Below are 12,625 nucleotides of genomic sequence, written 5' to 3' on the forward strand. Positions count from 1 at the left end.
ATCTATTAATACGGCGAACGCGCGGTTAGATGGCGGCCTTCAGCGCATCCGCTTTGTCCGTTCGCTCCCAGGTGATCGCATCGAGGTCGTCGATTTTTCCGAAGTGGCCGTAGTTGGTCGTTTGGCGATAGATGGGGCGCAGGAGGTCGAGCTGCTGGACGATGTCGGCCGGTTTGAAGCTGAATACGGAGGTCACCGCTTTCTCGATTTTCTCCTCGTCCACGGTGTTAGTGCCGAAGGTGTCGATTCGGATGCTCACTGGCTTGGGGTAGCCGATCGCGTAGGCGAACTGGACTTCCGCGCGCTCCGCCAACCCCGCCGCGACGATGTTCTTGGCAACGTAGCGGCCCATGTAGGCGGCCGAACGGTCCACTTTTGAGGGGTCCTTGCCGGAGAACGCGCCGCCGCCGTGCCGCCCCATGCCGCCGTAGGTATCGACGATGATTTTGCGCCCGGTTAGGCCGGTGTCGCCCTGCGGGCCGCCAACGACAAAGCGCCCTGTCGGGTTGACTAAATACTCAGTGTTATTCGTGAGCAGGTGCGGCGGGAGCTTTTTGCGGATCACCTCGCCGATGAGGAAATCCCGAATCTCGCTGTGCTTTACGTCCGCGCTATGCTGGGTGGAGATGACGACGTTGGTGATCTCGACGGGCTGGTGGCCTTCGTAGCGCACGGAGACCTGCGTTTTGGCGTCCGGGCGCAGCCACTTGACCTCACCGGCCTTGCGGATGCGCGTCAGTTCGCGGCCCAGGCGGTGGGCGAACATGATCGGCGCGGGCATCAGCTCTTCGGTTTCATTGCAGGCGTAGCCAAACATCAGGCCCTGGTCTCCGGCTCCCTGTTCGGCGTGGCCTTTGCCATCGGCTGCGACGGTGTCGACGCCTTGCGCGATGTCCGGGCTCTGCGCTGTGATGACGTTAATGATGAAGACCTTGTCGGCGTGGAAAACGTCGTCGTCGTGAACGTAGCCGATGTCGCGGATTGTCTCGCGCACGATGTCGTTATAGGGCACCTGGGAGGCGGTGGTGATCTCGCCGCCGACCACGACGAGGTTGCTCTTGGCGTAGACTTCGCAGGCGACGCGGCTGTGGGGATCGCCGATGAGGCAGGCGTCCAGGACGGCGTCGGAGATGCTGTCGCAGACTTTGTCCGGATGGCCCTCGCCAACGGATTCCGAGGAAAAGATATAGTTTCTAGGCATGATGTTTGATCTTCTGAAAATCGACTAGTGACTAATGTGCCAGGTGGTAGGGGTAGACGGCGTAGAAGAGCAGCGAGAGCGCGGCGAGCACCCACAAGGGGAGGGGAACTTCGCGGCGGCGGCCTGTGATCAGCTTGAAAAAGGGATAGCTGATGAGCCCGGCGGTGACGCCGACGCCGATGTTGTAGGAAAAGCTGATGAGCACGATGGTGAGGAAGGCGGGGATGAGCTCGGTGAAGTCGGCGAAGTTGATTTTCGCGACGGGAGCGATCATGAACACGCCGATGATGATGAGCGCGGTTCCGTAGGCGTGCGGCGGTACGGCGGTGAAGACCGGTACGAAGAAGAGCGAGAGCAGGAAGAGCGCGGCGACAACCACTGCGGTGAACCCGGTGCGGCCGCCTTCTTTGATGCCCGCGGCGGATTCGATGTAAACGCCTGAAGTGGTGGTGCCCAGGATGGGGGCGACGAGGTTGGCGAGCGCGTCGGCGAGCATCGGTTTTTCGATCTCCGGCAGGTTGCCGTGTTTGTCCAGCAAGCCCGCGAGCGAGGAGAGGCCGATCAAGGTCCCCACGGTATCGACAAACGCCATGACGAATACGATGACGACGACGGGAAAGGCTTTTGGCGAGAGCGCTCCAAGGATGTCGAGCTGGCCCAGCAACGGCAGCGGGCTGGGGGGCAGCGCGATCCAGGCTCCGGGCGCTTTGCTGATGCCAAAGCCGATGGAAAGCAGCGTGACGGTCAGGATGCCGATGATCATGGCACCGTGCACGCGTTTGACGACGAGCCAGGCGATGAGGAAGAAGCCGCCAATGGCGAGCAGCACGGGCGGGGCTGACAGGGAGCCGAGGCAAACGGGTGCGCCGGGAATGCCGCAGGCGACGATGCCGGTTTCGTTTAGGCCGATGAAGGTCAGGAAGAGCCCGATGCCGACGGAAAAGCTGTATTTAAGCGAAAGCGGAATGGCGTTGGCCATCCAACTCCGCACGTTGAGGAGCGTCAGGACGGTGAAGAGAACGCCCGCGATGAAGATTGCGCCGAGGGCGGTCTGCCATGGAAAGCCGAGGACTTTGACGACGGTAAACGCGATGAATGCGTTCTCGCCCATGTAGGGCGCGATGGCGAAGGGGCGCTTGGCGTAGAGCCCGATGAAGAGCGTTCCGAAAGCTGCCGAGAGGATGGTGGCGGTCATCGACGGGCCCTTGGGGATGCCCGCGGCCTCAAGGATTGCCGGGTTGACGATGATGATGTAGGCGAGCGTCAGGAAGGTGGTGATCCCGGCGACGATTTCCTGGCGATAGCCGGTTTGGTGGCGCTCGAAATGGAAGTAACGGTGCATGGAGAAGGGGAGGATACCAGTTTTACTGCGGCGGAGGTAGCCTGCGCGTTTAAAAAAAATGAAAGGGACCGGGAAACGGGTATCATTTTGCCGCGGCGGTGGGCGGGAGGGCATTGAGGTAGGCGAGGACGACGGTGGCGGAGTTCTCGGCGGCTAGTTTGAGAAACACGGGGAGATCGTTCTTGCCCTCGCCGCCTCCCGCGAGGTCGGAAAGGGAGCGGAAGGCGATGAAGGGGACGCAGTTGACGTAGGCGACCGTGGCCACCGCTGCGGTTTCCATGTCCAGCGCGTTGGCCTGGAAGCTCTCCCAGACCCACTGGCGGTATTCGGTATTATTGACAAACGTGGACCCGCTGACGCCGTGGCCGCCCACGACGACCCGGGGTGTGTGCGAAAGCTGCTTTTCATCGGACGTATGGCCGGAAAGCCGGATGTCGCCCGCGATGCGCTCGACGGTTTTCAGGGCTTCGGGGTCCGCAGGGAACCAGAAGATTTTCTCCGATTGCTCACTGTTCTTGCGAGTCACCAGGACGTGGTGCGGAAAGATCATGCCGTAGTTTGGAAACTCGCCCGGGAAAGGCCCTTGGTCCCAGCCGTCGGCGGTTTTCCGCGCGAAGACCTGCTCCTGGTACTGACCCCAGTCGGCGGGGACGGTGACGTCGCCCACGTGCAGGCCCGGATTCACGCCGCCCGCGATGCCCGAGAAGATGACCTGGCGCACGGCGAAGCGGTCGAGCAGGCTCTGGGTCGTCATCGCGGCGTTGACCATGCTGATGCCGCTTAGGAGCAGCACTACGTCATGCCCGGCGAGCTTCCCGACATAGTGGCGGCGGCCATTGATGACCCGCTCGGCGGTGATCTGCGCCTCGTCGCGGAGTTTCTGCAACTCGGGAGGGAAGGCGGAGATGATGGCCAGGCGCGGGGTGGCGTCGAATTCCCCGGCAGGGTCGTGGGCTTGGAGCGCGCCTGCCGCCAGGAAGCAAAACCACAACAGCAGCCAACAGAGGGAGGTCCTGCGGCGGAGCGGAGTGGTAATTGCGGGGAAGGTGAAGTATGATAAAATCATAACAGCTAGATCAGTTTGATGCTCCGGCCCCGTAGCAGGGCGCTGCCTAGGTCCTCGATAAAGGCGAGGCCCCCTTCGTAGCCCGCGTAGCCCCGGTTGAGAACCAGGCGGTTGGCGACCGGGAAGGAGACGGGCAGGAAGCTGGCGTGCAGTTCGTCGGCCACGGGGCGGTCGAGTGAGCTGCCGATGATGAGCTCGGCGTGGCTGGCCCGGAGCAGGTCGTCGATCTCTCCGGCGTCTTCGGCAAAGGCGAGCTTGGCTTTGAAGGTGTCGACTAGACTTTGCAGCGGCTGGGCCCAGGCGTCGCGGGTTTCCTCTGCGAGTGGATCGGTGATGACGATTAGCTTGGGGATGAGCCCGAGGGTTTCGACCAGGAACTCGGCGGCTCCGGGCACGAACCCGCTCTCACCCACGAGGGCAAACTCTTGCTGGAATCCTCCTGCGTAATACTGGGGCGCGATGCGGACGAGGTTGCGCTCGAACCAGCTCTCTTGGGTTTGGCGGTAGGCGGCTAGGCGCGCGGCGTCCACGGGGAGGCGTTCGGCGAGCGCGTCGAGCAGGGCTCCGGTGGCGCGTGCTCCGACGGGGATGCCGTGGAGCTCGACCCAGGGGGTGCCGTATTTTTCTTCCAACAGCTGCGCGCCATCGCGGCCCCAGGGCGAGGTGACGACGGTGAGGGCGGCTTGGGGCAGGCGGCGCCAGCGGTCGATGCCGTGGCCGAGGCCGAGCAGCGGGTTGGCGGTGAGGCCAGCGGCTTCGAAAATGCGCTCCAGCCCGAGGAGGTGGCCTTGCCAGAACGGGTCCTGCTGCGGAATGATGCCCAGGAGATTAACGAGGCCGGGCTCCGGCGGGAGCTCTGGGCCAGGGATGCCGGGAAGCTGCTCGATGAGGGCGTGCACGGCCAGCTCGTAACCCCGGTGGATCGAACCGCGAAAGCCGGGCGTATTGGCGTAGATCACGGGCCAGCCTTGTTCGCGGCCCTCCTTGGTCATGGCAGGGATGTCGTCGCCGACCATTTCCGTGGAGCATCCGGTGACGACGACGTAGAGGTCGCCCTGGAGCAGCTTGATGGTGTTTTTGAGCTGTTCGCGCAGGCGCGATCCGCCGCCGAAGACGACGTGCTTTTCGGTGATATTACTGGATGATAACGGGTTTCCCCACGCGGCGCAGGCCGGGATGGCCCCGCCGAATTGGGTGACGCCCTGCTGGTATTGGACGCCGCAGCCCGAGGTGGCATGGATCACCGGGACGACGCCTTCGATGGCGCCGAAGGTGGCCAGCGCGCCGTGGAGGGCGCAGCTGCCCCGCGAGCGTTCGATGTAGCTTGTGCTCATTATTTGACTTCCTGTTTGATGTGCCAATCGGCGCTGCGGCGGGTCCATGCCTCTTGGTAGGGGAGGCGCGCCCGGGCGGCGAGCGAGGAGAGAAACGCTTGGTTGCGCAGGGCCTTGCCGGTTTCGTGCGCAAAGGCCTGGATGCCCGCGTAGCCAAGGATGGGCAGGCGGGGAAGGAAGACGGGCGGGATGCCGAGCTGGGCTGCCTGCACCAGGTGGACGCCGCTGCCGATGTAGAGCTGAGGCTGAAGGCGCTTGAGCAGGTTGATCTCCTCGAAGCCCTGGCCGTTGCCGATGTGAAGCTGCAAGGCGGGCGAGCGCTCCTGGTATTTCGCGACGGCTTCGAGGTGCAGCCGGTCGAGGTGCGTTACGGTGAGCCCCGCGATTTCGCCACCGAGTTCCTGGATCAAATCGAGCACACCCAGGGCCGTGGCGGGGGCGGCGCTGACGTAGACGCGAACGCCTCGCAGCGGCGCCGCCTCCACGACGTGCGCGATGGCTGCGGCTTCTTTGGCATGGAGTTCGCGTGCTTGGGCTTCTTTGCCAAGCGCCTGGCCGAGCGCGGCGATCCAGTTGCGCGTGCCCGCGAGGCCGATGGGCCGGGGCACTTGCAGAAATGGGACGCAGTGAAGATTCTGCAACGCTTCGCCCAGGTAGTGCCCGGCGTCGAAGTCGAGCGGCAGCGAAAGGCGGGCCGTCGCTGCGCGGGAAAAATCCTCCACGGCGGCTCCGTGCGGGAACGTGAGGGCATCGACGCCCAAGGCCGCGACGAGGCGCTGCGCTTCGCGGCGGTCGGGCTCGGATTCCGTAGTGGCAAGGAGGTTGATCCATTCGCCACGGGCCTCGGCGGCGGGCTGGGGCAGGTATTTGATGAAGCTGTGAAAGACGGCGTCGTAGCCCTGCGCGGAGGATTTCGACGCGAATCCGGAGGTGAAGATGGGCAGGATGACGACGCCCAGCTCTTCGCTCAGCTCGCCCACCACGGAGAGGATGTCGTCGTTATTAATGGCGACGGGCGGTGTGGCGACGATGAAGATGGCCTTGGGCCGGTAGCGCCGGTAGAGAGCGGCGACGGCGGCGCGGAGTTTGGAATCCGCGCCCATGATGGTCTCGCGCTGGGTCAGGTTGGTGACGAGCCAGGGCCCGGCATGTTCGGCGAGCGACTGCCGGAGGCGCGAGGCGGCGCACCCCCGGGGGCCGTGGATAATGACGCCCGTGTCCCGAAGGCCCGAGAGGACCTCCAGGGCGACGAAGAGATCATCGGGAGCGCTTTGGCTGAAGGTGCGGATGCGCTGGTCGACTTCCGCGCCGCCATATTCCTTGAGCAGCGCGCGGGCTTCGCCGAGGTAGGCGCTGACGCTGTCGAGGCGCTTCTCGCGGCTGGCGGGGGCGCGGCCTGGGTAATCGTTTAGGGTGGACACGGTGCTAGATGGCTTCCTGTTCCCGGATTTCCCCCGCTTCCACGCTGAAGATCCGGTCGCCCCATTCGCGGGCCCAGGCCTTGAGTTCGGGCCCGTTGAGCGGGCGCGGGATGGTTACTTCTTCGTTCTCCACAATGTGCCGGGCCAGGCCGCGGTAGATCTCGGCTTGGTCGGTTTCCGGCGCGGCTTCGATGACCGTTTTGCCGTAAAGCTCGCTCTGGTTGACGACGAGCGAACGCGGCACGTAGCCGACGACGTGGGTGCCGGTGCGGTCCACGAAGTCGTCCACGAGCCGCTTGGCGTAGGGGGCGATCAGGCCGTTGGCAATCACGCCGCCAAGCCGGGCTCCGCCGGAGGGGGCGTATTTGGCGACGGCTTTGAAGAGGTTGTTCGCAGCGAAGATCGCCATGAAATCCGACGACGTGACGACATAAGCGCGCTGAGCCAGCCCATCGCGGATCGGCACGGCGAAGCCGCCGCACACGACGTCGCCAAGCACGTCGTAGAGGACGTAATCGGCCTCGTATTGCTCGAAGAGATGGAGCTCGCGCAGGAGCTCGACCGCAGCGGTGATGCCGCGACCGGCGCAGCCGACGCCCGGGACGGGGCCCCCGGCTTCGATGCACAGGATGTTTTTGAATCCTACCAGCGAAATGTCTTCAAGTTTTACCTTGGAGTGTTCGCGCAGGGTGTCAAGCACGGTGGGGAGGTCGTTGCCGCCACGCAGGATGGTGGTGGAGTCGCTCTTCGGGTCGCACCCGATCTGGATGACGCGGTGGCCCGCTTCGGCGAGGGCGGCGGCGATGTTGGAGGTGGTCGTCGATTTCCCGATGCCGCCCTTCCCGTAGATGGCGATGTGTTTGGCTGTTTTGGCGCTCATGAAAAGTTGCCGGTGTTAGTCGATCGCCGGGAATTTCCAGGGGAGCAGCTTGTCTCCCACGAATTCCCCGGACTTGATTTGGTGAACTTGGGCGCTGTGCGGGCCGGCCGCGTTGCCGTTGTGCATTTGCAACGTGGTGAAGCCGTGGCGCTGGTAGATGTCGGTGGCGCGGTCCATCAGGTCCCAGTGCCAGGAGGCTTCGGGGCTGCGGTAGCCGGCCAGCGGCGTGCCTTTCTCGGGGCGGAAGGAGCTGAAATGGCAGACGACGCCCCGCGAGGCGAGGAACTCGATGCCCGCCAGCGTGGATTCCACGGGCTCCAGGCCGCCGACGATGGTGGAGTGGACGTTGCCGCGCCCGAAGACTTCGACTGACGCGAGCAGGGTGTCTACCCAGTGTTGCCAGCCGCCGTTGCGCTTTTCCTTGCCGGGGCACATGGCGGCGAAGATGTTTTTGTCCCACACTTCGATGTTGGTGGAGACGGTGGAGTAGCCGGCTTCCTTGTATTTCGGGAGGACGTTGAGATCCGCCGGGGCGCCGATGACCGCGCAGCCGTAGAAGGAGTCGTATTTGTCGTGAATGGCGTCGGCTACGTCGAGGTAGTACTCCAGTTCGCGGCGCTCGGGGACGAAGCCGCCGGTGATGCGGAAGTGGTTGGCGGTCCCAGCTTGGCGGGCGATGTCGTAGGCCTCGGCGACTTGTTTGGGCGTTTTGAGGAGCACTTTGTAGCGTTCGCCGTCCTTCGCCCGTTCGTTGAAGGCGCAGTAGAGGCAGTCCTCGCCGAGGTCTTTGAGCGAGCACTCGTTGCTGTACATGACGTGCAGGCCGCCGAACTGGGTGACGTTGACGATGTCGCGCACTTTTTCGCCGGTGCTCAGGCGCTGTTCGGAGGCCGGGTGGTGGCGGTTGAATTCGACGGCGCCGATGCGTTCGCTGTCTTTGTAGAGCACCGCTTCGCCGTCCTCGGCTTTGAGGGAATAGGGGGTGTATTTGGCGAATTGCCCGTGGGCGTTGACGCCGTGCGGCAGCTTGAATCCGCTGAGGCCACGGCCCCATCCGAAGCCGGAGACGAGTTCGATGGGGTCTTGTAGTTTGACGAGTTCCTCGGCGTTGAAAAAGATGCCGTGTTCGTTGAGGTCGAGGCTCAGCCGGGCTTCGTCGAGCAGGGTTTGTTTCGCATTCTCTTTGTCGGTGGCCGCGGCGTGCGGGGCCTCAAGTATTTCTGTAGTAGCCATATGGTGATGTTGTTTCTTGCGGTTTGCTGAGTTGGTGAAGAGCGTTTCTTGGTTTAGATGGATGAAGGGACTTCCTCCGGGGTTTCGCTGAGAATTCCGTCGCGAGCGGCTGCTTTTTTCTCCTGCCGATAGGCTGCCACCGCGAGGGCGAGGAAGAGGGGGATGAACGCGAGGAAGATGCTGCGCGTGCCAAACCAGTCTCCGATGAAACCGCCGAGCATGGGCCCGAGCGAGGAGCCGATGCCGACCGCCGCCGAGAATAGGCCGACGATTTTGCCTTTCTCTCCCTTCATCAGGCCGATGCGCGAGGAGACGGTGAGGTTGATGAATCCAAGGCCCAGGCCGAGTAATGCAGCGACGGCGATTAGTGAATTAAAGGACCCGGCGAGCGCCAGCCCGGCGAGCCCCGCGATGACAACCGCGATGCTTAGGAAGTAAAGGGTGAGGCCCCGGACGAGCTTGATGAGCTGGCCTGCGATGAAGACGGTGGCGATGAAGACGCCGCCTTCGACGATCATCAAATGCGAGGCGGTGGTGGGCGGCAGGCCGAGGGACTGTACGGCGATGACGACGATGAAGACGCTGAAGGTGGCGAAGAATGAGGTGGAGACCATCTCGGTGAACAGTGGCAGGTAGAGTTCGCGCCGTCCCACTAGTTTGCGGAATTCGGCTAGCTGCTGGCCGAGCGCGCTCTTGAATTCCGTGGCCGAGCTGTGGCGTACGGGGTCGTCGTGGAAAACGTACACGAGCGCGATGGGGAGCAGGGTGGCCAGGGCGAAGCCTTTGAAGAGGAGGCCGTAGGGAACGATATGCACGAGGTAGCCGCCGACGAGCGGTCCGATGAAGGTGAGGCCGACGGACATGGAGCCTTTGAACCAGCCGGATTTCTCGATGCCCATTGCCTGGAGGTTGTTGTAGAAGGACGCGTTAATCGCGGTCATTTTCAGCGAACCCAGGAGGCCGCTGATGCCCATGGTTAGGGCCATGGCGGCCGGGGTGTGGGCGTAGGACAGGACGAAGGTCCCGATGGTTCCCCAGATGCCGCCGATGAGGAACAGGCGCTTGGGCCCGTAGTGATCGACGAGGCATCCGGCGGGGATCACCAGCAGGAGAATGCCGATCCCGGAGACGCCGCGGATGAGGCCGATCTGGCCCGTGGCTGCGTGGAGGCTCAGGGCGAAGAGCGGGACGGCGATCTGCATGGCTCCGGCCACGGTGCCGCTGACAATATTGAGGATGAGATAGCTCGCAATGAGTCCCTGGCGGGCGACTTTGGGAGCGGCGGGTTGGGTGGACATTAGCTGGAGATGGAGGCGGAGGCGAAGGGGATTTCGGAACCGGGTGGTGCGTATTGAATCATGTTGAGTAAGTTTGTAATAACAATGTGCGTCGAGGGTTGGGTTTGTGGATTGGCTAGGGTCTGGGCCTGTGCCCCGGGGTGAGCGGGGCGTAAAGGGTGGAGCCGGGAATCCGATGCGGCTCAATGCATCGCGGCTCCTGAACACCTTTTTCCCCTGGTAGGGGTGGAAGGTGCCCATCCTTATGGAAAGGGAGTGGGACTCGGCAAAACGTGCCGAAGGGGAAATCTATGCCGTTGCGCGCCGGGCCAGGAAGAAAAGCGGCGGGGGCGCAAGACCGCCGTGAAGCGGGCTGCGATACTCCTTCTTGGGAGCCACTTTCTGGAAGAGGCGTGGTCATAGATTTTTTATGAAAACTATTCTTAAACTGTCGCTGGGGCTGGTGGCGCTGGCCTGGGGGCCCGCGCTGTATGCCGGTGGCCGGACTGTTGTGGAAACGGTCTGCCTGCAGGCCCATCCGGAGCGTCCTTTTACGGTGCGCAATTACGAATGGCCTGGCTTGGGCGCTTATCTTGTTACCACCCGGAAGGCGTCGCTGGCGGTCTGCGAAACGCCGTTGTCCGAAGGCGGCTACTATTTCCAACGCCCCAACCGGAGCCTGCATCAGGTCTCGCCCGTGGCGGCCCGCTATTACAGTCAGCGGCCGTACTACGTCAGGCTTAACCCCGATTGATGCGGGGCGCGGGGCGGCGGGTAGTTACTGGGTTAGCGCATAGTTAAGTTTTTGGCTGAAAAGTCGGGTGAGGCCCTTGGGGAAGCGCCACCGGGTTTGCACCCATCGCGTGGCGGAGGTGTCGAGGATGCCGAAGCCCGAGGAGCTTTGAACGGAGACGTCGGCCACTTCGCCGTTGATGACGTGGATGGCCAGGACGACGGCGCCTTGGTAGCGGCGCATTCTGGCTTCGGTGGGGTAGGGCGGTTTGGGGAAGTCTTTGTTGCCGACTTCGACGCTTTGCGCCGCGAAATTCGGATCGCCATTGCCGGTGCCGACGGAGGGATTCGCGGGTCTTGGCTTGGGTACGGCGGCTACGTGCGGCTTGACGGTTGCCGCCGGAGCGGGCTGCGTCTTGGCCACGACGGGCGTGGGGGCGGGGGTGGCCTCGGGCGTGGGCGTCGGCTCGGCTTTGGGGACTTCGGCGACTTTGGGAATTTCCACGGGTTGGATGAATTCCGGGTTCGCTTCGGCGGGCGGTTCGGGGACTTCCTTTTCCACGACCGGCTCTTGCACGACCTCGACGGCGTCTTCGAGCGGCGGGGGATTGTTTTCCTCCTGCGCGCCGTGCGCGATCAAGTCGAGCAGGGTGTCGTGGGGTCGGTAGTACCCGGCGCTGAGGATCAGGCCATGAAACAATAGGGTGGCTGCAATCGCAAAGATCCAAGCATTGTTCCCGGCGTGCGGACGGATGACTAAGGATGCGGTGCTCATGGTGAAGAAGAAGTAAGGAAGACTAGTGATCGGCGGGCGCGCCCGGGGAGGCGGCGGGCGGGGCTGTTTCTGCGGCCGAGGGGGCCGGTGCGGCTGGGGTGGCCTGGGCTGCCGCTTGGCGGGCGGGTTGCGAGCTTTCTGCGGCTGCGGGCTCGGTCTTGCCGGGTGCTTTGTCGATAATGCCTCCGGTGTTGGTGTCGGCCTTGGTCTGGAAGGCTACCTTCTGGATGCCCGCCGAGCGCACGCGGTCGAGCACTGCGATGACGTCGCCGTGGAGGGCTTCGATATCCCCCTGGATGTAGACGCGCAGGTCGGGTTTCTCGGCTTTGCGGCGCTTGAGTTCGTCGATCAGGTTTGCGCGCTCGATCTCCACTTTGTCCAAAAAGAGCGCGCCTTCTTTGCGCACGGAGAGCGTGATGAAGTCCGATTTGTTCTCCGGGGTGGCCGTCGTGGCGGTGGGCAGATTGAGCTTCACGCCCTTCATCTGGATCATGTTCAGGCTCACGAGCATCATGCACGCGAGCAGGAAGAACATGATGTCGATGAGCGGGATGATCTCGATGCGGACGCGTTTACTTGGAAGGGGTGAAAGCAGCTTCATGTTTGTGCTCCGGCTTTTCGATGGCTTTCAGCAATACCTCGACGTTGGTGGCGGCGGTTTGCAGCGCGAAGGTGAATTTGGAGACCCGCGTGGTGAAGAAGTTCAGCGGGATCAAGGTCGTGATGGCGATTGTCAGGCCGGTCGCCGTGGCGATAAGGGCCTCTGCGATGCCGCCGCTGACTTTGATGGCGGCTACTTCCTCGTTTCCGACGAAGTGAAAGGCGTTCATGATGCCCGTGACCGTGCCGAGTAGACCGAGCAGCGGCCCCAGGGTGACGATAGTATCGAGAACAGTCAGGAAACGGCCCGCCCGCTCCAGCTCGATGCCCGCCGCAACCTGGAGGGCGTTCTCCAGGGAAGTGTGGTGATGGCTAAGGCCCTGGGCGATAACGTGTAAGATCGGGTCCGCCGACTGGCTGGAGAGCTTCATTGCCTGGTCGATCTCCCCCTCTTCGAGTAGGGAATAGACCTTATCGAGTTTATGCGGCTCGGCTTTGGTGCGCAGCCAGAACCACCAGACGGAGCGCTCCGCTACGACGGCCACGGCCACGAGCGACGTGGCAAGGATCGGCCACATGATCGGGCCTCCTTTAAAAAAAGTATCGATGACAACATTTTGAATGCTCATAGGGCTCTGAAATTAAGAAGAAATTTTTCCCCGCGATACCGCCGGTTGTCGGCGAGGCTAGGGTGTATGGGACTCGTAAGGGCCTGGCGAGTAGAGGAAATCGGTGCGCGCAACCGTGCTATGCGAGCATGGGCT

12 protein-coding genes are annotated in these 12,625 nt (G+C 63.1%); 1 reads left to right on the forward strand and 11 read right to left on the reverse strand.

From position 1 onward, the window contains the following. Positions 1-25 precede the first annotated feature (25 nt). The 8 genes from metK to B2828_RS11185 form a co-directional block, all read right to left on the reverse strand. Positions 26-1,201, reverse strand: a complete 1,176-nt coding sequence (gene metK / locus B2828_RS11150) for a methionine adenosyltransferase (RefSeq protein WP_479633821.1) — start codon at positions 1,199-1,201, stop codon at positions 26-28. Positions 1,202-1,232: 31 nt separating this feature from the next. Then, positions 1,233-2,543, reverse strand: coding sequence for an NCS2 family permease (locus B2828_RS11155; RefSeq protein WP_479633822.1), 1,311 nt, complete (start codon positions 2,541-2,543; stop codon positions 1,233-1,235). An 82-nt stretch (positions 2,544-2,625) separates the two neighbouring features. Beyond that, the gene (locus B2828_RS11160) at positions 2,626-3,609 is read right to left on the reverse strand and encodes a 5'-methylthioadenosine/S-adenosylhomocysteine nucleosidase (RefSeq protein ID WP_479633823.1); all 984 of its coding nucleotides are present in this window, start codon (positions 3,607-3,609) and stop codon (positions 2,626-2,628) included. Positions 3,610-3,614: 5 nt separating this feature from the next. Continuing rightward, complete coding sequence (locus B2828_RS11165; RefSeq protein WP_479633824.1) at positions 3,615-4,943, reverse strand: nitrogenase component 1; 1,329 nt, start codon at positions 4,941-4,943, stop codon at positions 3,615-3,617. Continuing rightward, a complete protein-coding gene (locus B2828_RS11170; protein ID WP_479633825.1) occupies positions 4,943-6,364 on the reverse strand; it encodes a nitrogenase component 1 in 1,422 nt (473 codons plus the stop codon). Before B2828_RS11170 ends, B2828_RS11165 begins: the two co-directional genes overlap by 1 nt. A gap of 4 nt (positions 6,365-6,368) precedes the next feature. Beyond that, complete coding sequence (locus B2828_RS11175) at positions 6,369-7,244, reverse strand: nucleotide-binding protein (protein ID WP_479633826.1); 876 nt, start codon at positions 7,242-7,244, stop codon at positions 6,369-6,371. 15 nt (positions 7,245-7,259) lie between these two features. After that, positions 7,260-8,477 (reverse strand): radical SAM protein, encoded by a 1,218-nt coding sequence (locus B2828_RS11180; protein WP_479633827.1) that lies wholly within the window; start codon positions 8,475-8,477, stop codon positions 7,260-7,262. Between the two features lie 53 nt (positions 8,478-8,530). Then, on the reverse strand, positions 8,531-9,775 hold the full coding sequence (locus tag B2828_RS11185) for an MFS transporter (RefSeq protein WP_479633828.1): 1,245 nt from the start codon (positions 9,773-9,775) through the stop codon (positions 8,531-8,533). A 409-nt stretch (positions 9,776-10,184) separates the two neighbouring features. Between B2828_RS11185 and B2828_RS11190 the strand changes: the two genes are divergently transcribed. Continuing rightward, a complete protein-coding gene (locus B2828_RS11190; protein ID WP_479633829.1) occupies positions 10,185-10,508 on the forward strand; it encodes a hypothetical protein in 324 nt (107 codons plus the stop codon). Positions 10,509-10,532: 24 nt separating this feature from the next. On the opposite strand, the gene B2828_RS11195 is transcribed toward B2828_RS11190, so the two are convergent. From B2828_RS11195 to B2828_RS11205, 3 genes are read right to left on the reverse strand one after another with little or no spacing between them, the layout of a single operon-like run. Beyond that, complete coding sequence (locus B2828_RS11195; RefSeq protein WP_479633830.1) at positions 10,533-11,261, reverse strand: energy transducer TonB; 729 nt, start codon at positions 11,259-11,261, stop codon at positions 10,533-10,535. 22 nt (positions 11,262-11,283) lie between these two features. After that, a complete protein-coding gene (locus B2828_RS11200; RefSeq protein ID WP_479633831.1) occupies positions 11,284-11,862 on the reverse strand; it encodes an ExbD/TolR family protein in 579 nt (192 codons plus the stop codon). Then, on the reverse strand, positions 11,834-12,490 hold the full coding sequence (locus B2828_RS11205; protein WP_479633832.1) for a MotA/TolQ/ExbB proton channel family protein: 657 nt from the start codon (positions 12,488-12,490) through the stop codon (positions 11,834-11,836). Before B2828_RS11205 ends, B2828_RS11200 begins: the two co-directional genes overlap by 29 nt. Positions 12,491-12,625: the final 135 nt, after the last annotated feature.

It is taken from the genome of Spartobacteria bacterium UBA695, assembly GCA_002298145.1.
In the GTDB taxonomy this organism is placed as follows: Bacteria; Verrucomicrobiota; Verrucomicrobiia; order Chthoniobacterales; family Chthoniobacteraceae; genus UBA695.